This window comes from Kamptonema formosum PCC 6407 (assembly GCF_000332155.1).
GTDB classification, from domain to species: Bacteria; Cyanobacteriota; Cyanobacteriia; order Cyanobacteriales; family Microcoleaceae; genus Kamptonema; species Kamptonema formosum.
In genome coordinates this window covers 396,448-420,603 of the sequence record NZ_KB235904.1, presented here as the reverse complement: position 1 = coordinate 420,603, position 24,156 = coordinate 396,448, and the positions used below count along the sequence as shown (strand labels likewise).

Below are 24,156 nucleotides of genomic sequence, written 5' to 3'. Positions count from 1 at the left end.
CAGCTTACCGTCCAGAGGGCGACGTTACAATAATTATCGCGTACCCAGAAAAGTAGGCAAGGAATTATATTAGATGCACTCTCAAACTACAAACCGTTTACAACGGCCTAAGAGAACTAGAAAAATTTTAATTGGATTAGTTACTCTGTGGGGAGGAATCGCTACCGCCTGTCAAGCACCACCAGTCACAGAAAACAGCCCTCAGCCCTCTATTACTAACAACTCTACTAGCAGCTATACTAGCAATTCTACTATTAAGAATTCTCCGGTTCCTGTCACCCGGTTTGATGGCACAACCATTACCTTAGTAACTCGCGATCTACCGCCGATCGCAGAGCCCATAAAACGACGAGTTCCTGAATTTGAGAAACTCACAGGAGCAAAGGTAAATGTCGTCATGTTTCCCTTTGGGAAATTGTATGAGGAAATCAAGCAGGATTTGAGTCAAGGAACTAACAAATATGATGTCCTTGTCTTCGCGCCTCAATGGATGGTGGACTATGCCACCTCTGGATATTTGGAAAAGTTAACTCAGCGAGTCGCGACTGACACTGCCATTGATTGGAATGACATCGCCCCATTTTTCCGCGACTTCAGTTCGACTTATCAAGGCAAAATTGTCTCCATTCCCCTAGACGGCGACTTTCAGATGGTTTACTACCGGACAGATTTACTGGAACAAGCAAATATCAATCCCCCGGAAACTTGGGAAGACTATCTGGCGATCGCTAAACAGTTTCATAACCGCGACTTGAACAACGATAACACTCCCGATTACGGTTCCTGCACCTCTAAAAAGTCTAACTCCCAATCCTTCTCGATATTTTGGTCTATTGTCACTTCCTTTGTCCAAAGTCAGGGTACTCAGCAAGGCGCATTTTTCGATCCAGACACTATGAAGCCGTTAGTCAATAATGAAGCTGTAGCCGCTGCTCTAGATATCTACAAGGAAACAGTAAAATACGGCCCGCCTGACGAGTTGAATTTTGACGTAGAACACTCTCGTAGTTCCTTTATAGCTGGTCGCTGTGCATTAACTTTAGACTGGGGTGATATTGGCACCTTGGCGATCGCGCCTAACTCCAAAGTCAAAGACAAAGTAGGGGCCGTCATATTACCAGGAACTAAAAAAGTGCTCGATCGCGCCACTGGCAAATTAATACCTTGCGACAAACTTACTTGTCCTTTTGCTATTAACGATGTCAATCACGCTCCTTATGCAGCCTTTGGCGGTTGGGTTGGAGCTATTAACAACGCCGCCCCCCCCAAACACAAAGATGCAGGTTACGCTTTCATATCTTACCTCAGCCAACCAGCCCAAGCCAATACCGATGTAACCATTGGAGTAACAGGTTTCAATCCCTACCGCACCTCCCAGTTTACCAACCGCGAACCCTGGCTAAAAGCAGGCATGAGTTTTGAAGCTGCTAGCAAGTACCTTGGTGCGATCGGTGTTAGTCTAAGAAGTCCAAATATCGTACTTGACCTGCGAATTCCTGAAAACAACCGTTATCAAGGAGAAGTTTTAGATCAAAATATTGCCGATTTCCTGGCTGGAAAAATTACCAGAGACGAAGCGGTAGAGAAAATTAATAATGGATGGGAAGAAATTACAAATAAAATGGGAAGAGAGAAGCAACGCGCTGCTTACCGAGCGTCCCTCGGCTTGAATCCATAAACAATGCTGCTAATTGTTGAGAGTTAACGGCTAATTGCTAATTGCTAATTAAAAGCAGTAGCTAGTTAATTAAATAATTTAATAATTTAGTTAAATGTCCGTAGTTGTGATTTAGAGTTAAAACACAACTACATACAAATTGTTTAATACCAAATCCGGCTTAAAATCCCCCTTTAGTCTTTAGTCAGCATGGGCGAATTTTGCTTGTCTACCAGCGGTTTCAATCACTGAGCAATAAAGGTGGTAACTTGGCTAGGCTTGACTGTGCTTGAGTTGCAATGACGTATTTTGGTAAAAATGCGTAAGCCCTAATAAGATGAAAAACTTCAAATTTATCAAAGCCAAACACCGGGGTTGGGGATTAAGCACTAAACTCACCGCCGCCTATTCCATCTTGATTGTACTCGTCGCTGGAGCACTGACAGCAAACCTTTACCTGCACTTGCGGAAAGCCCAACGTCACGCCATAAGCGATCGCCTCCTGGATCTCGTCAGCCTAGCCGCCCCCCAAATGGATAGTGACTACCATTCCCTTGTTGTCACCTACAGCGATCAGCAGCGCCCTTACTATCAGATCCTTCGCCAGCGCCTCCAAGCCTTTCAAGCAGCAACCAAAGGTATCAAACGAGTTTATACCCTCCGCCAGCAGCCCAACGGCAACATCGTCTATGTAATCGATTATTCCCCCCCACCCAACCCGAACGCCACTGTCGGTGAAACCCTTACGAAGTTGACACCTCTGTTGAAAGGTGGTTTGAGCAATATTTCCGGGCCGATGGTAGAAAATACTCTGATGCAAAACCAAGCTGGAAATGCGATCTTATCGGGTTACGTACCGATTGTGGACGCGATGGGGCGGCGGGAAGGCGTACTAGCGATCGAATTGGACGCTTCTGGGGTGCTTCAGAGCGAAATTCAGGCGAGAAACGCGGCTCTGATCACATTTTTGGCAACATTACCATTAGCAGTGAGCATCGGTTGGTGGCTGGCGCGGCGGCTGACTTCGCCGATCGCAGAACTGGTTGCGGGGGCAGAAGCGATCGCCGAAGGACAATTAAATCAGACTGTTAAAGTTCGCAGTAAAGATGAAGTCGGCATTCTCGCTGATACTTTCAACCGCATGAGTTACCAGTTGAAAGAATCTTTTGACACCCTCGAAGCTAAAGTTGTGAACCGTACTGCCGAACTCGCCCAAGCCAATCAAGAAATTATCGCACTTAATAATCGTCTAAAAGCTGAAAATATCCGCATGAGCGCTGAGTTAGAAGTGACGCGGAAACTACAACAAATGATTTTGCCCAAAGCAGAGGAACTCAGTCAAATTCCAGAATTAGATATCGCAGGATTTATGGAACCCGCTGACGAAGTTGGCGGCGACTACTATGACATTGTGCGGAAAAATGGTCGCATCAAAATCAGCATCGGCGATGTCACAGGACACGGTTTGGAAAGCGGAGTGTTAATGATTATGGTACAAACGGCGCTGCGAACATTGCTAGCCCATAATGAAACTGACTCTGAGAAAATTTTAAACACCATAAATTCCACAATTTATGAAAATGTGCAGCGAATGAATTCTGATAAACACTTGAGTCTTTCTTTGCTAGATTACGAGCGGGGAACTCTGACTTTTAGCGGGCAACATGAAGATATAATCATCGTGCGTGGCGGCAGCGATGGTCAGCCGTTAGTGGAGATCGTTGATACAGAAAATTTAGGTTTCCCTATTGGTTTAGAAGCTGACATTGCTCGTTTTTTTGGGTCAAATAAGGTACAACTACAATCAGGAGATGTGGTGGTACTATATACTGATGGTATTACTGAAGCTCCCAATTTGGAAAAAAGGCAATACGGTTTAGAACGCCTAATGGAGGTTGTCAAACAAAGCTGGCAACTTACTGCTGATGAAATTAGGCAAGCCGTCATTGCCGATCTGCGGCTGCATATTAATACAGAAAAAGTTTATGATGACATTACCCTGGTAGTTTTCAAGCAAAAATAGTGACACAGATTAATATATACTTAGGATTTAGCAATTAGTGGTTAATAAAGAACTTTACCTGATCCGTCATGGCATAGCCGCCGATCGCGAAGATTGGCCCACAGACGAGGAGCGCCCCCTCACCAAAGAAGGCGATCGCAAAACAAAAAAAATAGCCCATCGCCTCCTCGAACTCGGCCTTCACTTCGACCTCATCCTTACCAGCCCCCTGACACGAGCCAAAGCCACAGCCCAAATCCTACAATCAGTCGGTTTAAGTTCCCAAATAGAACAATCCGCCGCCCTAGCCCCCGAAGGAGACATCCAAACCTGGCTAGACTGGTATCAGCAATGGCAAATAAACGGTGGAACTAACCTAGCCCTCATTGGGCACCAGCCAGATTTAGCCAACTGGGCCGAAATATTACTCTGGGGCGAATCGCGCGATGCCCTGATCCTGAAAAAAGCAGGCATCATCGGCCTCATCCTCCCCCAAACAGGCTCCCCAGTAAGTCGTAGCCAAATGTTCTGGCTCACTCCCCCCAAATTCTTACTGGGATCGTAACCCCCCTGTTGCACAGTTAGAGAGAGCCAGCAATTTAGGCTTAACCCTAAAACCTGTAAAATAACACTTGTTAAATAGGCGACACCACAAAACTTTCTGGTAATGTAACTTGAGTAGGTTCAGCTCGCACAAAGGGTAATCTCATGGTTGTCATCGGCGATTTCAAGCCAGGTTTAGAAGGTGTACCCGCTACCTTGTCCAGCATTAGCTACGTCGATGGACAAAAAGGCTTGCTGGAATATCGGGGAATTAGTATTGAAGAACTCGCAGCCAAAAGTTCGTTTCTGGAAACTTCATATTTATTAATATGGGGGAAATTACCAACAAAAGAAGAACTTGCAGCCTTTGAGCACCAAATTCGGTATCACAGACGAGTCAAATACCGCATCCGGGACATGATGAAATGCTTCCCAGAAACGGGCCATCCAATGGACGCTCTGCAAGCATCCGCAGCCGCCTTGGGCTTATTCTATTCCCGTCGGGCTCTGCCCAATCAAGAATATGTCCGGGAAGCAGTAGTGCGGCTGCTAGCGAAAATTCCCACAATGGTAGCGGCATTCCAGTTAATGCGAAAAGGCAACGATCCCGTACAACCAAGGGATAATTTGGACTACTCCGCCAACTTCCTGTATATGCTCAACGAGCGGGAACCAGATCCCTTGGCCGCTTACGTTTTTGATGTTTGCCTCACCCTCCACGCCGAACATACGATCAATGCGTCTACATTTTCGGCAATGGTGACAGCTTCCACCCTCACAGACCCTTATGCAGTGGTTGCTTCAGCAGTAGGAACTCTAGCGGGGCCGCTGCATGGGGGAGCGAATGAAGAAGTAATTGATATGCTCGAAGAAATTGGCTCTCCAGAAAATGTACGAGCCTATGTAGAAAAGTGTGTGGAAAACAAACACAAAATCATGGGTTTTGGACACCGAGTCTATAAAGTGAAAGACCCCAGAGCAACCATTCTTCAAGGATTAGCAGAACAACTGTTTGAGAAATTTGGCCATGATAAGTATTACGATATTGCTCTGAAATTAGAGGAAGTCGTAGAGGAAAAACTGGGTCACAAAGGAATTTACTCGAATGTAGATTTCTACTCAGGTTTGGTTTACCGAAAAATGGGGATTCCAACGGATTTGTTTACGCCAGTGTTTGCGATCGCACGGGTTGCGGGATGGCTAGCTCACTGGAGAGAACAGCTACACGAAAACCGCATCTATCGACCGACTCAAATCTATACAGGGGAGCATGGAGTTCCTTATACGCCGATTGAAAAACGGAGTTAAATTGGTAATTGGTAATTGGTAATTGGTAATGGCTAATGGCTAATTACTCATCTTCCCCATCTCCCCCTACTCCTCTGCTCCCCCTCTCCCCCTCTCCTTCCCTAGCCCCTAGCCCCTAGCCCCTAGCCCCTAGTTATAAGTATAATTTCACGGTTGCCCGCGTTTGCCTACGCTTTGGAACGGTATACTGTTAGGCGGTAAAGCATTACAAAATCTTTACAGAAGTTCCGCAAGCCCACTCAAGTAGTGCAACGCTTGCGGCGCAACAGTTCAAAATTATATGTGATGAGTCTGAAGCTGGCCAAATGAATGCAGGAATAGACTTACAAGGAAGTTTTGTACAAGCCCTAACCAATTTGGGCTTGCCAGGGGATATCGCCAAACTGGTGTGGCTACCGCTGCCGATGTTAGTAGTGATTCTGGGAGCCTCAGTCGGCTTACTCGTCGCCGTCTGGCTAGAGCGGAAAATCTCGGCCGCTGCCCAACAGCGCATCGGGCCAGAATTTATCGGGCCTCTCGGAGTGCTCGCACCCCTTGCCGATGGTTTGAAACTGCTTTTCAAGGAAGATATCGTCCCCGCATTGTCTGACCCATTGCTGTTTACATTGGGCCCGATGATTGTTGTGATTCCAGTTTTTCTGTCCTACTTAATCGTTCCCTTTGGACAAAATTTGGTAATCGCTGACATAGGGACAGCGGTTTTTCTATGGATTGCCCTGGGTAGCATTCAGCCGATCGGCCTGCTGATGTCGGGCTATGCCTCCAACAATAAATATGCGCTTCTGGGTGGACTCAGAGCCGCTGCTCAGTCGATTAGTTACGAAATTCCTCTGGCATTGTCAGTATTAGCGATCGCAATGATGTCCAATAGCCTGAGTACGATCGATATCGTGCAACAACAATCTGGCTACGGCATTCTCGGCTGGAATCTCTGGCGACAACCTGCCGGTTTTATCATCTTCTTGATAGCAGCACTGGCAGAATGCGAACGCTTACCCTTTGACCTCCCCGAAGCAGAGGAAGAATTGGTCGCAGGATACCAAACTGAATATACAGGCATGAAATTTGCCTTGTATTACATCGCTTCCTATGTCAACCTCCTCCTATCTTGCCTGTTAGTAGCAGTTTTGTATCTGGGCGGTTGGAATTGCCCAATTCCCGTAGAACTGCTGGGAAACTTGCTAGGAGTGAGCGATACAACTCCTTGGTTGCAAGTAATTACAGCAACTCTCGGCATCACGATGACGCTGCTGAAAGCTTACTTCTTGCTGTTTCTGGCAATTCTTTTACGCTGGACGCTCCCACGAGTTCGGATTGACCAATTACTAGACCTGGGCTGGAAGTTTTTATTGCCCGTGTCTCTAGTAAACCTACTGTTGACAGCAGCTTTAAAACTTACCTTCCCCTTTGCATTTGGCGGCTAAGCAAGAAGTGTGAAATATGAAGTGTGAACTATTAAATTTCATACTTCTCTCTTCTTCCTTCTTCTTTCTTCCTTCTTCCTTCAAAGAGAGAACACGATGCTAAAATTCCTCAAACAAGTTAGCGATTACGCCAAAGATAGTCTGCAAGCAGCTAAGTATATCGGTCAAGGTCTATCCGTCACCTTTGACCACATGAGCCGCCGTCCGATTACAGTGCAGTATCCTTACGAAAAACTCATCCCCTCAGAGCGGTTTCGGGGCAGAATTCACTTTGAATTTGATAAGTGTATTTCCTGCGAAGTCTGTGTACGGGTTTGTCCGATAAACTTACCCGTTGTGGATTGGGAATTTAACAAGGAAACGAAGAAGAAACAACTCAAGCACTACAGTATTGATTTCGGAGTTTGTATCTTCTGCGGTAACTGTGTAGAATATTGTCCGACAAACTGTTTGTCGATGACAGAAGAATATGAATTAGCGGCTTACGAGCGCCACGAATTAAACTTTGACAATGTGGCTTTAGGTCGCTTGCCTTACAAAGTTACAGACGATCCGATGGTTTCGCCAATGCGAGAATTTGCTTATTTACCGAAAGGAGTAAACGATCCGCATGAAGTGTCACACACGGCTCGGCGTGCTGGTTTACGCCCAGAAGAGATTCTGGAAAATGCAGAAAAAACAAATTAGTTGTTAGTTAATTGTTAGTGGTTAGTTGTTAGTTGATGGTTGATAGTTGATAGTTGATAGTATTAAGATACCAATTACCAATTATCAATTACCAATTACCAATTACCAATTACCACTCAACCACTAACAACTAACAATTAGCAACTAACCACTAACAATTAGGAATTAGGGACTAAATTGTGAATCTAGCAGAAGGGGTTCAGATTGTTTCGTTCGGCCTGTTAGCCGTAATGATGATTGCAGCAGCTTTGGGTGTAGTGCTGTTTTCCAATATCGTCTACTCAGCTTTTTTATTAGCTGGAGTGTTTATGAGCATTGCGGGAATATACCTTTTGCTCAACGCTGACTTTGTAGCAGCGGCCCAAGTTTTGATTTACGTGGGAGCTGTTAACGTCTTGATTTTGTTTGCCATTATGTTGGTAAACAAGCGAGAAGACTTTCGAGCGATTTCCAATGCTTGGGTGCGAAAAGCTGCAACTGCTGTAGTTTGTGTAGCATTGTTTGCACTTTTGGGAACAATGGTATTATCAACACCCTGGGCTATTTCAACAGCAACCTTACCTGCGGGTGAGAGTTCTATTGTAGTAATTGGCAAGCATTTCTTCACTGACTTTTTGCTACCATTTGAGCTAGCATCGGTGTTTTTGTTGATGGCAATGGTGGGAGCAATTATTTTAGCTCGCCGCGACTACTTACCGGATGAAATAGCCGGACAGCCACTTAAGCAACCTGTTTTGACCTTGGCAGAAAGACCTCGTGAATTGGTTTCTGTCTCGGGCGATGGTAGTTCGTCAGATGTCAAAAAATGATAGTAATGCTGCCCTAATAGCGATTAAATAATCTTTAGTAGGGTGGCGTTACTATTCTAGTTTTTAGTAATTTTAATGGGAGAGAATCAAGAATTTTATGCAATTACAACTCCAGTATTTTCTGTTACTAGGTGCGGCCTTGTTTTGTATTGGCATTTACGGCTTGATTACTAGCCGAAATGCAGTCCGGGTGCTGATGTCAATTGAGCTGATGCTCAATGCTGTTAATATCAATTTGATGGGATTTTCTAATTTCCTAGACCCGGTACATATTAAGGGTCAGGTATTTACAGTGTTTGTGCTAACTGTAGCTGCTGCTGAGGCGGCGGTAGGTTTGGCAATTGTGCTGACTATTTACCGTAACCGCGATACTGTTGACATGGAAGAGTTTAATCTCTTGAAATGGTAACTATTAACAGTTAACGGTTAACTGTTAACCGTTAACTGTTAATAGTTAACCGTTTTTAGTTCTCGTAATTTCTAAGGTAATTTTGCCACCAAAGTCGGGTATGGGGGCGGCGGGTTTTGATAAATTAATTTTGACTTTTTCCACTAAAGAAGACTGCTGTAATATTTCTTGGGCAATTGCATCTGCTAGGCGTTCTATTAAGGCAAATTTAGAGGTTTTAACTAGCTGCTTAACAGTGGCTATGGTGGTGCGATAGTCGAGAGTATCTTCGATTTTGTCGCTGTTTCCTGGTTTAGATAAGTCCAGCCAGAGAGTAACATCAACGTCAAACCATTGACCTAAGACTTGTTCTTCTGGTAGGTAGCCAGTATATCCGTAGCAGCGAATTCCAGTGAGTTGAATTGAGTCCATTTCTTTATTTTATGATGATGGATGATATAAAGCAATATTGGAACGAACAGGAGTTAGGGTGAGCGAACTACAAGCTGATTTTGATGGGGCTTGGAAACAGGCGCTAGATATCTATTTTGAAGCATTTTTGGCATTTTTTTTCGCCGAAGTTCATGGATTAATTGATTGGAGCATTCCGCCTCAATCTCTAGAACAAGAATTGCAACAGATTGTTGGGGAGGGGGACTCAGGAAAGCGTTTTGCTGATAAGTTGTTTCAGGTGTGGCTGCGAGATGGGGAAGAAGCATGGGTGTTGATTCATGTGGAGGTGCAGAGCCAAGTTAAGTCTGACTTTGCTAAGCGGATGTATCAATATAATTACAGGACTTTTGACCGTTATGAGCGTTCAGCGATCAGTTTAGCAGTGTTGGGGGATGAGCAGGCATCTTGGCGACCATCTAGTTACGGCTATGCTTTGGGTGGTTGTCGGGTGAGTCTGGAGTTTCCGATTGCGAAACTGTTAGATTATGAAAGTCAATGGCAGAGCTTAGAGAGTAGTAGAAATCCTTTCGCTGTGATGGTGATGGCTCATTTGAAGACGCAGGTGACGCGGGGTTTACCGCAAGAGAGGAAATTGTGGAAGTGGAGTTTGGTGAGGAGTTTATTTGACAGAGGTTATAGTAGAGATGAGGTGGTCGATTTGTTCCGTTTTATTGATAGAATGATGAGGTTGCCAGTAGAGTTAGAACAGCAATTTAAAAATGATTTGAGGCGTTATCAGGAGGATAGATCGATGCGTTTTTTGAGTCAAATTGAAGAGATGGCAATGGAAGAGGGTGCTGAGCGAGGCGCATTGCAAAATGCTCGTGAGTCTGTGCTTGAAATCTTAGAAGCTCGGTTTGAAATTGTGCCTTTAGAGGTGAGGCAAGCTGTTAATATGATAGCTGATATGTCTGTGTTGCGCCGTTTGCTAAGGGAAGCGATCGCGATTCCTTCTATATTGGATTTTCAGGAGTTGCTTGCGGTGGGTGAGGGTGAGAGTTAGGGGGTGAGTAGGCGCGATCGCTCTCAAGCGATCGCATCACGGCACTTTTGATTGTAGAGAGCATCATACATTACGAAAAGTCAAATCTTATTCTATTGACTTTAGGCAATGTTAACTTTCCCATTGATAAATGACTTGTAACGAATTATCATTACCAAAATAGAAGACAGAATCAAGACCACAGCGTGACGTAAAGGTAAAATGTTCAGGCAAATCCGCAAAGATTGAATTGCTGAGCTTAAACTCGAAAACCTCAACTTTTCCATACTGACTGAGCCATATTATTATCTCCTCTTTTGTCCAGCCTTGAAGATGTGGCCTCAATGCTTTCACCTGCGAACGTAGGTCAATTACAACAAATTCCACGATGCCGCAAATTATTAAGATAAAATATTGATATTATAAGTATAGCAATCGCCAAAACGATTAGGACACTCGCTCATGGCTGAAAATTGATTATATTCCCTCTTTTTTCCCTTCTTTCCCTAGCCCCTAGCCCCTAGCCTCTAACCCCTAGCTATAACTTACAATCGATCATGCCTGTCTTGTCTCCTGAATTACAACAAAGATTAGCAACACCTCTAAAAATCGGCTCTTTTGAAGTCAAAAGCCGCGTTTTACAATCGCCATTATCGGGCGTTACAGACTTAGTATTTCGTCGCTTAGTACGTCGCTACGCACCAGAATCGATGATGTACACCGAGATGGTAAATGCGACTGGACTGCATTACGTTAAGCAACTGCCAAGAATTATGGAAGTTGACCCTAATGAACGCCCGATTAGCATTCAATTATTTGATTGTCGGCCCGATTTTTTGGCAGCGGCGGCGGTGATGGCTGAAAAAGAAGGAGCAGATACAATTGATATTAATATGGGCTGTCCTGTTAACAAAATTACTAAAAATGGTGGCGGTTCTTCTTTGCTGCGAGATCCAGAAAATGCAGAGGCAATTGTGCGTTCAGTTGTTAAAGCTGTGAACGTACCTGTTACTGTTAAAACTCGCATTGGTTGGTCAGATAAAGAAATTACTATTTTAGAATTTGCCAAGCGAATGCAGGATGCAGGCGCACAGATGATTACTGTACACGGTCGCACTCGCGCTCAAGGTTATAACGGCCCGGCAAAATGGGAATGGATTCGCCGCGTTAAGGAAATTCTTTCGATTCCAGTGATTGCTAATGGAGATATTTTTTCTGTTGAAGCGGCCGTCAATTGTTTAGCAGAAACGGGCGCGGATGGTGTGATGTGTTCGCGAGGAACTTTGGGTTATCCATTTTTAGTAGGAGAAATTGATTATTTCTTAAAAACTGGAATGGAAAAGATATTACCGACACCAATTGAGCGCTTGGAATGTGCTAAGGAACATTTGCGGGCGTTGTGGGAATATAAGGGCGAGAGCGGTATTCGTCAAGCACGTAAGCATCTAACATGGTATGCTAAGGGCTTCGCTAATGCTGGCGAATTGCGCGGTCAATTGGCAATTGTTGAAACAGTTGAAGAAGGTTGCGAGAAGATCGATCGGGCAATTCAACAGTTGTGATTTTGTTACGTAATGCCGCCTTCGAGGTGGTAACTAAACCGCCCAGAGGGAGGTGTTACGTAATTTGCGGGTAATTCCCTAAACAATTATATTTTGAGGTAAGGATGGATACATTAAAAGGGCGGGATTTATTAAGTCTGGCAGACTTAAGTTTTGAAGAATTAAACTATCTGCTGGATCTGGCAGCAAACCTGAAGTCGGGAATGTTAAAGTTACAGCGAAATAAGGTTTTGGGGCTGGTTTTTTCTAAGGCTTCTACTCGAACGCGGGTGAGTTTTTCGGTGGCAATGTATCAACTGGGAGGTCAAGTTATTGACTTAAATCCGAATGTGACGCAAGTAAGTCGTGGGGAACCTTTGGTCGATACGGCGCGGGTTTTAGATAGATATCTCGATATTGTGGCAATCAGAACTTTTGAACATAAGGATTTAGAAACTTTTGCTGATTACGCTAAGATTCCTGTGATTAATGCACTGACTGATTTGGAACATCCTTGTCAAGTTTTAGCGGATTTGATGACAGTTAAGGAGTGTTTTGGTAGTTTTGAAGGGCTGACTTTGGCGTATTTTGGGGATGGCAATAATATGGCTAATTCTCTGCTGTTGGGATGTGCAATGGTAGGTATGAATGTCAGAATTGCTACTCCTAGCGATTATCAGCCAGATGCGGGAATTGTGAAGCAAGCAAAGGCGATCGCTAAGGGGAAAACGGAAGTGATGATTACTACGGATGCGGCAACTGCGATGCAGGGTGTGCAAGTGGTTTATACTGATGTTTGGGCAAGTATGGGCCAGGAAGAGGAAGCGAGAATGCGGATTCCCGTTTTTCAGCCTTATCAGGTGAATGAAAAGTTGATGGAGTTGGCGGATAAGGATGCGATCGTACTGCATTGTTTGCCAGCACATCGGGATGAGGAAATTACGGATGCGGTGATCGAAGGTGCGCGATCGCGTGTTTGGGATGAGGCAGAAAATCGGATGCACGCTCAAAAAGCTTTGTTAGCTACTCTTTTAGGCAGTGATTAGTTAACGGTTAACGGTTAACTGTTAACTGTTAACCGTTAACTTGGTTTTAATCTTAATAATTACCAATTACCAATTACCAATTACCAATTACCCATTAGTATCTTGTATCCGATTAACTAATTCATAAAATGGCTGCCAATTATCGTCAGTCGCAATAGATTCCCAAACTTCCTCAATGATGATTCTAAGTAAAGATTGTTCGGGGTTATAACGCCGCAACCGCAAGCGTATTTCCTCCATATCCGCAGGCGATAAAGTCTGCAAAAGATGATGGTAAAGCTGCCGCCAAGGTGCGATAATTTCTGCGGGTTCAACGTCCTTAAAAATTAGACTGCTATCCTCACGCCAATCTTGAGAAAACTGTTTTCTCAATTCTAAAAAGAAATCGTGATAGCCTACCTGAGTCTCACTCAATAGTTTAATCGTCAGTTGCAACAATTCTTCGGCTTCGGAATCTGGCAACCGATCGAAACCCAATCTATTTAGCATTAATTGCTGATAACTAGCATTATAGTATTCACCAAATTTTGCCAGTGCAGCCTGCATATCTTTTTGGTCAATTACAGCAGCTAGCGGTTGTTGAAGCCTCTCTAAATTCAAATGGCAAATAAATGGTTGATTGCCGTAGGAGTAAAGTCCCGAATAGTCAAAATAAGCCGCTGTAAACTGAGGTTTATATGTGGGGATAAACCCATAGGGCCCATAGTCAAAACTTTCTCCAGTAATCGACATATTATCAGTATTTAGCACTCCATGACAAAATCCTGCTGCCATCCACTGAGCAACTAATTCCGCTACTCGCTTCACTAATTCTGCGTAAAATAGTGCATATTGCTCTGATTCTGGGACTGGCATTCTGCCTGTCTGAAAATGTAATTCAGGGTAATAGTATTGAATAACGTGATCTAGAAGCTTTTTGATTAAATCATTCCGTCTCAAAAAATACAATCTTTCAAAGGTTCCAAAGCGGATATGAGACTGACTAAAACGTACCATTACTGATGAACGAGTGGGAGAAGGTTCATCGCCTCGCCACAGTGAATCGCCAGTTTCAACCATGCTCAAACATCGGGAAGTACGGACACCCAATCGATGCAAAGCTTCAGCGGCTAAAACTTCTCTAACTCCTCCTTTAAGAGTGAGTCTACCATCAGCAGTACGGGAGTAAGGAGTGCGGCCAGAACCTTTAGTACCGAAGTCATAAAGTTTGCCATCAATGCCACGAACTTGACCGTATAGAAAACCTCTACCATCGCCTAAATAAGGGTTATATTCGTTGAATTGATAGCCATGATAGCAGAGTGCGAGGAAGGGGCGGACGCAGTGAAATTTGCCAAAGGCTGTGGTAAAATCTTCGTCAGTTACTTGTTTGGGATCTAGTCCTAATATCGGCAATAATTGGTCATTGCGGAAGCGGAGGATATGCAGAGGAAAGTCAGCGGCGGTGACTTCATCAAAATAATCACTACCTAAAGATTCTATGGCAGTTTCGTAATTGAGAGTGAGGAAGGGATTTGACATTGCTATTTTCCGGTAAATCAGATAAGCTGTTGAGCATTTAAACGATATTACATTATACTTCCGCTCTTATGGCGGATGAAACCCCAACACAATAAGCTCAATCAATGGAATTAGTAAACTTCATCGTGAGTTCCAAGATCGATTAGTAACACTTTGCTGTCAGAGAGAAATTTGAAGACAAGCCGATGCTTCTTTCGCCACTTTTTCAATATTCGTAAGAACGGCTCATCCGAAATAAGGTCAATCATTGCTTGAATCCCTCATCAAATCTTCAACAGTAACAGCACGAACATTACCCAATCTATAATTCTCCTCAGCTTCTTTAGCTCTTGAGGCTATTTGATTTCTTCTCAATTCGATCGTTCTTTTGGTAAGAATTTCAGCAATATAAGACTGTTCCTCAAGATCGAGGTCAGATATGGCTTGCAAAATATCGTTTACCTGAGTTGATGTTTTCATGGCTTTGCTCGATCGCTTAACTCAACGTTTACCTCTATTATCGCATCTTTTCCTGTACTTCCTCCAGTGGCAAATCTAGAACTTGGGCAATTTGCTCTGCTGTTAAACCAACTTTTACCAATTGCCGTATCGTTTCTTGTTTGGCTAATCTTAGTGAAGTTTCAATATTGTTATTCTTGCCGTTCACAGGTATAGGATTTTCTGTAATTATTGAATCCAAATTTTTCAATTCTGATTTATTTTATCAACACAGGAAGCGATCGCTCTTATCGATCGGTCAAATAACACTCGTAGGCGATCGCTTCTTTCTACAAATCGTTAAAAAGGGCTAGTAATAACTGGTTCCAAAGTGGCTATTAATTTGAGATTATATTCAGCCTCAAAAGCAGGTTTCTTATAATCTATACTCCAGAGTTCTAAAGCACAATCATCATCTAATTCGGCTGGTACTAGCCGCAAGTGTAATTCTCGAACTTCTGGGTGATATTCGCATTTTATCTCGGAGATTGCGCCAATTTGCCGCCGATCTAATGCCACTGCTAACCGCAATAGAGGATGCAATTGATTCACTAATTCTCGATATTTTTTAGGCAAGGAGTGATAATTATCATGTTTCTTTTTCGGATTGTTTTTGCGGTGGTAACGAGCTAAATTTGCCACAATTTCAATCTCAGTTTCAGTGTAACCTAATAACTCACCATTGCGAATTAAATAGTAAGAATGCTTATGATGTGCTGAATGGCTGACATACAAACCGCAGTTGTGTAAAATCGCAGCAGCCCAAAGCAATTCTCTTTCTTCTGTTCCCCAATTGTGGAGAATCCCTTGAGTTTGGTCAAACAAATTTAGTGCATAAGCTGCAACTCGTTCGCTGTATTCAGAATTAACATCATATTTCTGGGCCATTTGCATAATGCTACGCTGACGGATTGAACTTTGAAATCGCAAGCGATTGTCAATCAAACCATGCGCTAGCATCCAATCAACAATTACCCCCTCTCGGAGAGAGCGATCGCAAACAGTCAACGACTCCACCCCCAGTAAAGCCATCGCTTCCTGTAAAATCACCGCTCCTGCTAAAATAATATCGGAACGCCTGTCAGACATCCCAGGAATTGCCAGTCTTTCCGAGTTAGAAAGCTTGCGAAAGCGAGTAACTAAATCCCGCAAATCTTTGAGGCTTAACTGATAGCCAGCCAAGGGATTAGGGACTATCCCCAATTTCTCACGAGCGTTAATAATTGCTAGAGTTTCAATAGTACCAGAAGTGCCAACTAAACGCGGCAACTCATCAACATCCAAATTAGCTAATAAATCATCAATCGGTCGTTCTAACATTACCCGAATATAAGCTTGCAAATACGCAAACTCATCTCGATTAATCGGGTCAGTTTTAACCAATTCTCCGGTTAAGCGAACAGCACCTACTTTGGTACTGCTGAGAGAACGAGGTTCTAGAGAATCACCTAAAATTAACTCCGTAGATCCTCCCCCAATATCAATAATAATATGGGGCTGATTGTTGAATTCCATCGCCGACAACACGCCTAGATAAATTCTCCGCGCTTCTTCTTGACCGGAAATTAAATTAACATTGAGGTCTAATTGATCGCCAATTCGCTTGAGAAAATCGCGACCATTTGGAGCTTCTCGCACCGCACTCGTAGCTACAGCAATTACTTGTTCAGCATTAAAGGTTTTAGCAATATCTTGGAAGCGTCGTAAAGTTGCGATTCCTTTTTCCATTACCTCTCGTTTTAAGTTGCCAGTTTTGGGGTCACAATCCCCCAATCTGACACTTTCTTTCTCTCTAGCAATAATTGTAAAGGCAGGCAGCGCTACATCAATACGAACTACCACCATGTGAAAAGAGTTTGTACCCATATCCAGGGCGGCAAGAATGCGGTTTTGCTCCGCAGAAGGATTAGGCATCCTCACTAAAGGAACTGAACTAACCATTGGAATTTATGGAAGATAACACATCTATTTATTATCCCACGAATTTTGTTAGGTCGTAGCCTAAATAAAAGTAAATATTTTGTACAATTACAATATGGCTGTAGCGATCTCTAGGTCATTAAAAATGTAAGATTAAAAATCCTCTTGTGCTATGCTACTTTTAATTTTTTAATTTTTAATTTTTAATTTTTAATTTTTAGTTGTGGTACTGGTATCTTGCCCCTTCTCAACCTTGGTGTAAAAATCAGATCAAATCAAAATTAACAATTCAAAATGATTGCATCCGAGCCTAAATCCGAACCCAAATTGCTTACTATTATGCGGCTGCTGAGATGGGATAAACCAGCAGGACGGCTAATTTTAATGATTCCTGCCCTTTGGGCCGTTTTTTTAGCCGGACGCGGCACTCCCCCTGCACCCTTAGTAGGCGTAATTGTGCTAGGTACTTTAGCCACTAGCGCCGCTGGATGCGTCGTTAACGACCTCTGGGATCGCGATATCGATCCCGAAGTAGAAAGGACGCGATCGCGCCCCCTCGCCTCCCGCGCCCTCACAATCCAAACAGGTATCGGAGTCGCCTTAATTTCCTTTATTTGCGCCGCCGTTCTTGCACTTTATCTTAATCCTCTCAGTTTTTGGCTGAGTGCAGCAGCCGTCCCGATCATTATCTGTTATCCATTAGCAAAAAGAGTCTTTCCCATCCCCCAATTAGTATTATCTATTGCCTGGGGCTTTGCAGTATTAATTAGCTGGAGTGCGTTAGTTTCCCGTTTAGAAATACCCACCGGCTTTTTATGGGGAGCAACTGTATTTTGGACATTAGGATTTGATACAGTTTACGCCATGAGCGATCGAGAAGATGACCAACGTCTGGGAGTTAATTCCAGTGCCATATTCTTTGGAGATAACAGCGCCAACGCCGTTGGTATCTTCTTTCTTTTGACCGTTGTTTTGTTAGCAGCAACAGGCATAAATATGCAATTGCATCTTGGCTTCTGGCTGGGAATTGGTTTCGCCGCCATTTTATGGATATTACAGTATAATCAACTGCGCCAAAAAGATTTACCGAAACCAGTTTACGGCGCGATCTTTCGTCAAAATGTTTGGATTGGCTTCATTCTACTTGCTGGGATGATTAGCGGAGCAATTTTTTGATTTTAGTTGGTTGGGTGCGTAAATCCTATTAAGGCCAACCTTTTGGCTCCTTAGAAAAATCTTTCGACCTTACTTCCTGAACTTCTCGCACTTGAAAAACTAATTGAAAAGGCCTTTTCATTTCCTTCTGAATAAATTGTTCTACTAAATCTACTTGCTTAGAAGTTAAAGGTTTATTTGCCCGCACAATCAAGCGGACAAGAGGAGGCTTCGCAGTCCAGTCTACCTCAGTTTTGATCAACTCTACCTGCTGACCAACTGTCACCGTCCGGCTGACTAAAAGAGTTTTAAGAGTTGCTTGTAACTGAGCTTGTCTAATCAGTTGTACGAAACTAATTCCTAAAGGAATAACCAGCACAGCAGTCAAAGCAAAAGCATAAGCAAGCGCTCGTTTAGTTTTCCCTTTTTTTGCATATCCAGCCCAGATAAAGACTAGCATACAAGCTAAAACAATCCCCAAAAGATTAGTTAAATACAGTAAAAAAGCTCCCCAGCTAAACTGCCAATATCCCTGAGAAAGACTTAAACCAATAACGCAAAGAGGAGGCATAAGAGCAACCGCGATCGCAGTTCCCGCCATCGCATCTCCCACTTTCGGTCGCGTTTTTGCAAAACCACTCATCCCACCAGCAACCACCGCAATACCTAAATCAATTAAATTAGGTTGAGTGCGAGCTAGAACTTCCGAACCAAATTCCGGCAAATCAACAATAATACCCAAAAAACAAGACAGCAGAATTCCTACACCAGTCGCCACAATTAGCGAGATTAAACTGTGGCGAAATAACCGAGCATTTCCCTGTAAAGCTCCAAAGGCCAACCCCCGTAGTGGCATCATCAAAGGAGCAATAATCATCGCCCCAATGATCGCAGCCGTACTGTTGCTTAGCAAACCAAAACTAGCAATTAGACAAGCGCTAACAGTCAAAACCATATAATTGAGGTTAAGATGAGAATCTTCTAGCAAAGAGTCCCGAATCTGTTCAATTTCTTCTAAGGAAACTTTATTCATATATGAGAAAAATTATTATTGGAGTTATGGGGCCTGGTAATAACCCCACCTCAACTGATTTGGATAATGCCTATCAACTGGGAAAGCTCATTGCTCAAGCAGGATGGGTGCTGCTAACAGGGGGTTGGAATAGCGGCGTTATGGATGCTGCAAATCAAGGAGCAAAAGCAGCAAACGGTCTAACTGTTGGTATCCTTCCCAATAACAATACTAATTATACCTCTGAAGCTGTAGACATTGCCATTGTGACTGATATTGGCAGCGCTCGCAATAATATCAACGTTCTCTCTTCTGATGTAATTATTGCCTGTGGTATGGGTGCGGGTACTGCTTCCGAAATTGCCCTAGCGATCAAAGCCAATAAAAAAGTTATATTGTTAAACAGTGACGAATCAAGTAAAGTTTTTTTCCGTAATTTGTCACCAGTGAATGTTTTTGTGGTAAATACTGTTATAGATGCTATTGAGCAAACTCGTCAAATCTTATTAACTGAAAGATGAAATTCAACAAATTGCCTTTATGTTTGAGTGGTATTTTAATTAGTTTGGCAGCTTTTACCACTGCATCAGCTAAAGTAGGTGCAGAAGGATTTCCTAGCGCGATCGCAAAGGAAATTTCCCGTGACACAAGACCATCTGGTGAACAAGAAGCACCCCCGATTACTACTAATTCTGGGCCCGATGAAATGGCATTAGCCGCTCACTTGCAAAGCCTAAAAGTTAAAATGTATGGTGCTTATTGGTGTCCTTACTGCCACGCACAGGAGGAGCTTTTTGGCAAAGAAGCATTTGCTACGATTGAATATATTGAGTGCGATCCCAAGGGGAAAAATGCTCAGCCAAATCTATGCCGAGACGCTAATATTACAGGATATCCAACTTGGGAGATTAATGGTCAATTTTATAGGGGTATGCAATTTTTAGATGAACTGGCTAACGCATCTGGATATCGAGGGAGTCGTAATTTTAAGAACACATTCTCCGATCCCGAAAAATCTAAGTAAGAATAGCAAATATATCAAGACTTACGTAAAACTTCGTAACGCTACCATCTTGGCGGTAAAAAAACCAAAGATGGCGGCGTTACAGATAGTTTTGCGTAAATCCTTCCTATATTTTACGCCTGTGCTGGATAAACTTGACCTCGCATTTCCCCATAGAATGAGTGATCCTCTGTATGGACGTTAAAGTAAAGTGCGCCGCGTCTTGCTAGTGATTCTATACCAGCAACAGTATTGACTTGACCGGGAAGGCCAAGTTCAACTGGACAACCTTCGGGTAGACGAGGAACATTATCAGGAGGTTGTGCTAAATCCTCCACCGATTGAGGCAAACCTGGCACACCTTCAGATAAATTAGTAGGTAAACTCGGAGTATTTCCAGGAATTTGTGCAGTAGGTTGAACTGATTCAGGCAAACCTGGCACACCTTCAGATAAATTAGTAGGTAAACTCGGAGTATTGCCAGGAATTTGTGCAGTAGGTTGAACTGATTCAGGCAAACCTGGCACACCTTCAGATAAATTAGTAGGTAAACTCGGAGTATTGCCAGGAATTTGTGCAGTAGGTTTAACCGATTCAGGTAAACCTTCATCATGAGTGTGAGGGACACCTAAATGAGCAGCTTGACGAGTACTATTCTCAGAAATTTGTCCCGTAAATTGGCTTGATTGACTAACCAAACCTTCATCAGGAATGCGAGGTACACCGTCAGGTAACTCAGGTGGAGAATCTACTAAAGTAATATTTTCATTCGTAACCAAGGCAGAAAATTTATTATCTACAACCGTCCGATCGAAAACTCCGAATTGTCCCAAATCAACAACAATAGGCCCAAGTACACCAGGAGGGCCGCAGTGGATATGAAATCCAACAATTTCTGAAGGATCGACACCAGACATTTGAACGTCAACCTGAAGAGAACTCAGATTTTGAGGGAAACTAAGACTACCATATCCTTTAGCATCTGATACAATCGCTTCTCCTGGCTCTTGTTGAGGGCTAAGGAATGCTTCATACTTAGTAAAAGAGCGTTCTCCGAAAGGATCGGGAGTGCCTTCAGAAGTGCCTGTAATAAAGTCTGCGGCGGTTAAGTCGCTAGCTGCAATACCACTAATTACAAATAGCGATTGATTGGCAATCTTATCAGTAACTAATACTTGACCTGAATTCGTGGTTGTAATGGCGAGATCGTTAAAAGTTAAAGAGGGATTCAGTTGGATAAAGTCAACACCGTTTTCAAAGTCCGTAATTAGATCGATCCCTTCAGACTTAGCTATCACAAAAATATCACTACCATCTCCTCCAGTTAATGTATCGTTTCCAGCTCCCCCTGTAAGAATATCATCTCCTAAGTCTCCTAATAAAATATCGTTACCGATATCGCCATTAAGGATATCGCTAGCTTTACCACCGATGAGCGTATCATTGTTTTGACCACCCGAAAGCGTGTCAGATGCTTGATTTCCGCAGAGTAAATCATTGCCAGCATTACCCAATAAGATATCATTGCCTCCTAACCCGATAATCGTATCATTTCCTGCCATGCCGTAATAAGTGCGACTCTCTTCGTTATTAGTTACCCAGTCGTCACCTCCCAACAGCATAATAATGTCCCTTCCTGGAGAATTAGAAAGTAAACTAATCTGGTTAGCAGGTAGTTGATTGAAGAAGAATATATCATTGCCTTCAGTCGCTTGAGCGATATCAGAAGGCATTCCTAAGTCAATTGCTGATAAGTCCATATCGCGTTAACCTGGGTGTTAATTTATTTCAACATAAAATTTATAACTTACTGGTTTCTAGTTCCGCTAGTCAAATTGCGAAAGATTTGTTTCGCAAAATGTCTGAAGGCTTTTTTCCAAAATGCTGCTGGAAGTATTTTGTAAAGCGACCCGGATTATAAAAACCATATTCAAAAGCAATTTCTGTGATTGTTTTGTTACTTTCCATTAACTCAAGACGAGCGGCTTCAAGTCGGATATTTCGTAGGAATTGACTGGGAGAAACACCGTAATGACGAGCAAAAGCAATTTGCAGAGAGCGACTGCTACAATTCATTGCAGCGCAAATCTGTGCAATTGTAAGGTCTTTTTTCATATTTGCGCGAATGTATTCAGCCGCCTCTCGCACACGAGCGATTCCTGTCTCGGATACTTTGATATTTTGGTTATCTGAATTACCGTAAGATGTACCTTGTACTAAAGTTGAGAAAATAGCGATTTCTAGATTTTCAATTACTATTGGATGTCCGTTAGTTTCAATTAAATTCCAGAGTGTCATTACCATTTGATACAATGAATGACCATAAAGAGTTGTACTATCAATAACTTGCATAACTTTGGGAATAGCGGGGGAATTGTCAAGATATTTGCTTAATTCAGTTAAAAATCTAGCTTCATCTATATAAATTGATATCGCACTATATTTGGATGAGTGCCGCAGACGGATTACCTCGATTCCCGGCTGATTCATTACCAGATGTTTCTGATTAACTAGGAGTTCTTTAGAGCCAACTTTTAAGATATGATCCCCATCCGTAAATGTGAATACGATTTTGCCGGGAAAGGTATATCCTGCGGTATATGTACTACCAGCTTCCCAAACAACATTAAGAATCTCGAAGTTCTTTAATTTCGCAAGTCGCCATTGAATTTTGTAATCTTTTGAATGGGGGATATGTTTAGTAATAGTTGGTACTTGCTTAATATATATTTCTGGATCTTTGATCTCAATATTTAGATCCCATCCCATAATAAGATTCTCCTAAAATCAATTTCAATAATTATATAGTAACCGCCAAGGCGGTTAGGGGCTAGGGGCTAGGGGCTAGGGGCTAGGGAAAGAAAGGGAAGAAGGGAAGAGGGAAAGAGGGGAAGAGAGTTAATGGTTTGGGCCATGAACGAGTGTCCTAACGCTAACTGACGAAAGCGGTTGAAGATTTACGCAAAACTATCAGTAACGTCGCTTTCCAAGCGCGGTAAACGAACCACCAAGATGGCGGCCGTACTGAGTTCGTTCGTAAGTCCCCTCAAGTTAACTTACCAACAACTAACAACTAATAAAATAATCTTCAACAATTTTCAAAATTCGTTGCGCCGCCATCCCATCCCCAAAGGGATTAATTGCCATAGCCATAGCATTGTAGGCCTCCAGATCGCTCAGTAACTTTGCTGCTGCTGCCACAATTGTATTAGAATTAGTACCCACAAGTTTAGCAGTTCCAGCCTCAATTGCTTCTGGTCTTTCCGTAGTTTCTCGCAATACCAAAACAGGCTTACCTAAACTTGGGGCTTCCTCCTGCAATCCACCAGAATCAGTGAGGATTAAATAACAACGCTGAATCGCTCCTACCAGTTCTGCATAATCCAAAGGTTCCGTTAAGAAAACTCTCGGATGCTCGCCTAAAAAAGCTTGTAAAGGTTCGCGGACAACTGGATTGCGATGCAAAGGCAAAAGTAATGCTGTATCGGGAAATTTATCTAAAATTTCGATCAAGGCTTGGGCAATTCCTGCCAGTGGTTCGCCCCAATTTTCTCGACGGTGAACAGTGGCTAAAATTGTCCGATACTGACTCCAATCTAAATTAGGAATATTGCACTCAGGCTGTCGTTTTGCGACGGAAAGCAAAGCATCAATTACAGTATTTCCTGTATGGTGAATTGCACCAACAACTCCCGATTTTTTGAGATTTTCTACAGCTAATACGGTAGGAGCAAAGTGTAGCTGAGTTAGCTGTGAAATTAGGCGGCGGTTGGCTTCCTCTGGGTAAGGATTGAATAAATCATCAGTACGCAATCCAGCCTCTACGTGACCTACAGGAATTTTTTGGTAAAATGCAGCTAGGGCAGCAGCAAACGCAGTGGTTGTATCACCTTGTACCAATACTATTTCTGGCTGCAACTCTTTAAATAATGCTTCTAGGCCTTGTAAACTTCGACAAGTAATGTCTGTCAAAGTTTGCTGATGCTGCATGATCGCTAAATCGCGATCGCCCTTAAAGTCGAATAGCTGCATCACTTGCTCAACCATTTCGCGGTGCTGACCAGTTAAAATTACCTGAGTCTCAAAGGACGGCGAATTTTTGAACAGTTGGATCGCTGGGGCGAGTTTAATCGCCTCTGGGCGGGTTCCCAAGGTGATGCAGACTCGGTGGATAGCTTTTGTGCGCTGAATAGGGGATTTCGGCATTAAAATCAGGTTATTGAGATTC

General features: G+C 43.0%; 23 protein-coding genes. 14 read left to right on the top strand and 9 right to left on the bottom strand.

What is annotated here, in order from left to right:
- Positions 1-73 precede the first annotated feature (73 nt).
- The 8 genes from OSCIL6407_RS0118780 to nuoK all read left to right on the top strand — a co-directional run bounded on the left by OSCIL6407_RS0118780 (position 74) and on the right by nuoK (position 8,839).
- Positions 74-1,678 carry an ABC transporter substrate-binding protein gene (locus tag OSCIL6407_RS0118780; protein WP_007353481.1) on the top strand — a complete coding sequence of 535 codons (1,605 nt, stop codon included), beginning with the start codon at positions 74-76 and terminating at the stop codon, positions 1,676-1,678.
- Between the two features lie 316 nt (positions 1,679-1,994).
- The gene (locus OSCIL6407_RS0118775; protein WP_019487534.1) at positions 1,995-3,680 is read left to right on the top strand and encodes a PP2C family protein-serine/threonine phosphatase; all 1,686 of its coding nucleotides are present in this window, start codon (positions 1,995-1,997) and stop codon (positions 3,678-3,680) included.
- 37 nt (positions 3,681-3,717) lie between these two features.
- Complete coding sequence (gene sixA, locus OSCIL6407_RS0118770; protein ID WP_007353478.1) at positions 3,718-4,224, top strand: phosphohistidine phosphatase SixA; 507 nt, start codon at positions 3,718-3,720, stop codon at positions 4,222-4,224.
- 143 nt (positions 4,225-4,367) lie between these two features.
- Positions 4,368-5,510, top strand: a complete 1,143-nt coding sequence (locus OSCIL6407_RS0118765; protein WP_007353477.1) for a citrate synthase — start codon at positions 4,368-4,370, stop codon at positions 5,508-5,510.
- Between the two features lie 305 nt (positions 5,511-5,815).
- A complete protein-coding gene (gene nuoH / locus OSCIL6407_RS0118760) occupies positions 5,816-6,934 on the top strand; it encodes an NADH-quinone oxidoreductase subunit NuoH (protein ID WP_007353476.1) in 1,119 nt (372 codons plus the stop codon).
- A gap of 96 nt (positions 6,935-7,030) precedes the next feature.
- Positions 7,031-7,621 (top strand): NAD(P)H-quinone oxidoreductase subunit I, encoded by a 591-nt coding sequence (gene ndhI, locus OSCIL6407_RS0118755; protein WP_007353475.1) that lies wholly within the window; start codon positions 7,031-7,033, stop codon positions 7,619-7,621.
- Between the two features lie 179 nt (positions 7,622-7,800).
- A complete protein-coding gene (locus tag OSCIL6407_RS0118750) occupies positions 7,801-8,430 on the top strand; it encodes an NADH-quinone oxidoreductase subunit J (RefSeq protein WP_007353474.1) in 630 nt (209 codons plus the stop codon).
- A 97-nt stretch (positions 8,431-8,527) separates the two neighbouring features.
- Entirely contained in the window at positions 8,528-8,839 is a 312-nt protein-coding gene (gene nuoK / locus OSCIL6407_RS0118745; RefSeq protein WP_007353473.1) for an NADH-quinone oxidoreductase subunit NuoK, read from the top strand.
- Between the two features lie 45 nt (positions 8,840-8,884).
- Here nuoK and folB read toward each other — a convergent pair whose 3' ends face one another.
- A complete protein-coding gene (folB, locus tag OSCIL6407_RS0118740) occupies positions 8,885-9,250 on the bottom strand; it encodes a dihydroneopterin aldolase (protein WP_007353472.1) in 366 nt (121 codons plus the stop codon).
- Between the two features lie 58 nt (positions 9,251-9,308).
- Between folB and OSCIL6407_RS0118735 the strand changes: the two genes are divergently transcribed.
- The 3 genes from OSCIL6407_RS0118735 to argF all read left to right on the top strand — a co-directional run bounded on the left by OSCIL6407_RS0118735 (position 9,309) and on the right by argF (position 12,840).
- Positions 9,309-10,274: an RpnC/YadD family protein gene (locus OSCIL6407_RS0118735; RefSeq protein ID WP_007353471.1), complete on the top strand. Its 966-nt coding sequence runs from the start codon at positions 9,309-9,311 to the stop codon at positions 10,272-10,274.
- Positions 10,275-10,810: 536 nt separating this feature from the next.
- Positions 10,811-11,815, top strand: a complete 1,005-nt coding sequence (gene dusB, locus OSCIL6407_RS0118730) for a tRNA dihydrouridine synthase DusB (RefSeq protein WP_007353470.1) — start codon at positions 10,811-10,813, stop codon at positions 11,813-11,815.
- Between the two features lie 104 nt (positions 11,816-11,919).
- Positions 11,920-12,840, top strand: a complete 921-nt coding sequence (gene argF / locus OSCIL6407_RS0118725) for an ornithine carbamoyltransferase (protein ID WP_007353469.1) — start codon at positions 11,920-11,922, stop codon at positions 12,838-12,840.
- A gap of 87 nt (positions 12,841-12,927) precedes the next feature.
- On the opposite strand, the gene OSCIL6407_RS0118720 is transcribed toward argF, so the two are convergent.
- From OSCIL6407_RS0118720 to OSCIL6407_RS0118705, 4 genes are all read right to left on the bottom strand, one after another.
- On the bottom strand, positions 12,928-14,361 hold the full coding sequence (locus tag OSCIL6407_RS0118720) for a protein adenylyltransferase SelO (protein ID WP_007353468.1): 1,434 nt from the start codon (positions 14,359-14,361) through the stop codon (positions 12,928-12,930).
- Between the two features lie 240 nt (positions 14,362-14,601).
- Positions 14,602-14,820, bottom strand: a complete 219-nt coding sequence (locus tag OSCIL6407_RS0118715) for a restriction endonuclease subunit S domain-containing protein (RefSeq protein WP_007353467.1) — start codon at positions 14,818-14,820, stop codon at positions 14,602-14,604.
- A gap of 37 nt (positions 14,821-14,857) precedes the next feature.
- Positions 14,858-15,040 (bottom strand): hypothetical protein, encoded by a 183-nt coding sequence (locus tag OSCIL6407_RS30955; protein ID WP_148288899.1) that lies wholly within the window; start codon positions 15,038-15,040, stop codon positions 14,858-14,860.
- Between the two features lie 98 nt (positions 15,041-15,138).
- Complete coding sequence (locus tag OSCIL6407_RS0118705) at positions 15,139-16,779, bottom strand: Ppx/GppA phosphatase family protein (protein ID WP_019487532.1); 1,641 nt, start codon at positions 16,777-16,779, stop codon at positions 15,139-15,141.
- 273 nt (positions 16,780-17,052) lie between these two features.
- Between OSCIL6407_RS0118705 and OSCIL6407_RS0118700 the strand changes: the two genes are divergently transcribed.
- The gene (locus OSCIL6407_RS0118700; protein WP_007353464.1) at positions 17,053-17,934 is read left to right on the top strand and encodes a 4-hydroxybenzoate solanesyltransferase; all 882 of its coding nucleotides are present in this window, start codon (positions 17,053-17,055) and stop codon (positions 17,932-17,934) included.
- A gap of 28 nt (positions 17,935-17,962) precedes the next feature.
- Here the strand turns inward: OSCIL6407_RS0118700 and OSCIL6407_RS0118695 are convergent, their stop codons facing one another.
- Positions 17,963-18,946 (bottom strand): DUF389 domain-containing protein, encoded by a 984-nt coding sequence (locus tag OSCIL6407_RS0118695; RefSeq protein ID WP_007353463.1) that lies wholly within the window; start codon positions 18,944-18,946, stop codon positions 17,963-17,965.
- A 2-nt stretch (positions 18,947-18,948) separates the two neighbouring features.
- Between OSCIL6407_RS0118695 and OSCIL6407_RS0118690 the strand changes: the two genes are divergently transcribed.
- Positions 18,949-19,446: a TIGR00725 family protein gene (locus OSCIL6407_RS0118690; RefSeq protein WP_007353462.1), complete on the top strand. Its 498-nt coding sequence runs from the start codon at positions 18,949-18,951 to the stop codon at positions 19,444-19,446.
- Positions 19,443-19,949 carry a glutaredoxin family protein gene (locus OSCIL6407_RS0118685; RefSeq protein WP_007353461.1) on the top strand — a complete coding sequence of 169 codons (507 nt, stop codon included), beginning with the start codon at positions 19,443-19,445 and terminating at the stop codon, positions 19,947-19,949. Before OSCIL6407_RS0118690 ends, OSCIL6407_RS0118685 begins: the two co-directional genes overlap by 4 nt.
- 113 nt (positions 19,950-20,062) lie before the next feature.
- Here OSCIL6407_RS0118685 and OSCIL6407_RS0118680 read toward each other — a convergent pair whose 3' ends face one another.
- The 3 genes from OSCIL6407_RS0118680 to wecB all read right to left on the bottom strand — a co-directional run bounded on the left by OSCIL6407_RS0118680 (position 20,063) and on the right by wecB (position 24,134).
- Positions 20,063-21,688 (bottom strand): CHRD domain-containing protein, encoded by a 1,626-nt coding sequence (locus tag OSCIL6407_RS0118680; RefSeq protein WP_007353460.1) that lies wholly within the window; start codon positions 21,686-21,688, stop codon positions 20,063-20,065.
- Between the two features lie 70 nt (positions 21,689-21,758).
- Positions 21,759-22,697, bottom strand: coding sequence for a helix-turn-helix transcriptional regulator (locus tag OSCIL6407_RS0118675; protein ID WP_007353459.1), 939 nt, complete (start codon positions 22,695-22,697; stop codon positions 21,759-21,761).
- A 297-nt stretch (positions 22,698-22,994) separates the two neighbouring features.
- On the bottom strand, positions 22,995-24,134 hold the full coding sequence (gene wecB / locus OSCIL6407_RS0118670) for a non-hydrolyzing UDP-N-acetylglucosamine 2-epimerase (RefSeq protein WP_007353458.1): 1,140 nt from the start codon (positions 24,132-24,134) through the stop codon (positions 22,995-22,997).
- Positions 24,135-24,156 lie beyond the last annotated feature (22 nt).

Excerpts from the sequence above, each read along its gene's own strand:
- OSCIL6407_RS0118720 (WP_007353468.1), bottom strand. The coding sequence starts at position 14,361 with ATGTCAAATCCCTTCCTCACTCTCAATTACGAAACTGCCATAGAATCT.
- OSCIL6407_RS0118715 (WP_007353467.1), bottom strand. The coding sequence starts at position 14,820 with ATGAAAACATCAACTCAGGTAAACGATATTTTGCAAGCCATATCTGAC.
- OSCIL6407_RS0118700 (WP_007353464.1), top strand. The coding sequence starts at position 17,053 with ATGATTGCATCCGAGCCTAAATCCGAACCCAAATTGCTTACTATTATG.
- OSCIL6407_RS0118675 (WP_007353459.1), bottom strand. The coding sequence starts at position 22,697 with ATGGGATGGGATCTAAATATTGAGATCAAAGATCCAGAAATATATATT.
- OSCIL6407_RS0118685 (WP_007353461.1), top strand. The coding sequence starts at position 19,443 with ATGAAATTCAACAAATTGCCTTTATGTTTGAGTGGTATTTTAATTAGT.
- ndhI (WP_007353475.1), top strand. The coding sequence starts at position 7,031 with ATGCTAAAATTCCTCAAACAAGTTAGCGATTACGCCAAAGATAGTCTG.
- OSCIL6407_RS0118695 (WP_007353463.1), bottom strand. The coding sequence starts at position 18,946 with ATGAATAAAGTTTCCTTAGAAGAAATTGAACAGATTCGGGACTCTTTG.
- argF (WP_007353469.1), top strand. The coding sequence starts at position 11,920 with ATGGATACATTAAAAGGGCGGGATTTATTAAGTCTGGCAGACTTAAGT.
- nuoH (WP_007353476.1), top strand. The coding sequence starts at position 5,816 with ATGAATGCAGGAATAGACTTACAAGGAAGTTTTGTACAAGCCCTAACC.
- OSCIL6407_RS0118690 (WP_007353462.1), top strand. The coding sequence starts at position 18,949 with ATGAGAAAAATTATTATTGGAGTTATGGGGCCTGGTAATAACCCCACC.
- dusB (WP_007353470.1), top strand. The coding sequence starts at position 10,811 with ATGCCTGTCTTGTCTCCTGAATTACAACAAAGATTAGCAACACCTCTA.
- OSCIL6407_RS0118780 (WP_007353481.1), top strand. The coding sequence starts at position 74 with ATGCACTCTCAAACTACAAACCGTTTACAACGGCCTAAGAGAACTAGA.
- OSCIL6407_RS0118775 (WP_019487534.1), top strand. The coding sequence starts at position 1,995 with ATGAAAAACTTCAAATTTATCAAAGCCAAACACCGGGGTTGGGGATTA.
- OSCIL6407_RS0118705 (WP_019487532.1), bottom strand. The coding sequence starts at position 16,779 with ATGGTTAGTTCAGTTCCTTTAGTGAGGATGCCTAATCCTTCTGCGGAG.
- OSCIL6407_RS0118680 (WP_007353460.1), bottom strand. The coding sequence starts at position 21,688 with ATGGACTTATCAGCAATTGACTTAGGAATGCCTTCTGATATCGCTCAA.
- OSCIL6407_RS0118765 (WP_007353477.1), top strand. The coding sequence starts at position 4,368 with ATGGTTGTCATCGGCGATTTCAAGCCAGGTTTAGAAGGTGTACCCGCT.
- nuoK (WP_007353473.1), top strand. The coding sequence starts at position 8,528 with ATGCAATTACAACTCCAGTATTTTCTGTTACTAGGTGCGGCCTTGTTT.
- folB (WP_007353472.1), bottom strand. The coding sequence starts at position 9,250 with ATGGACTCAATTCAACTCACTGGAATTCGCTGCTACGGATATACTGGC.
- wecB (WP_007353458.1), bottom strand. The coding sequence starts at position 24,134 with ATGCCGAAATCCCCTATTCAGCGCACAAAAGCTATCCACCGAGTCTGC.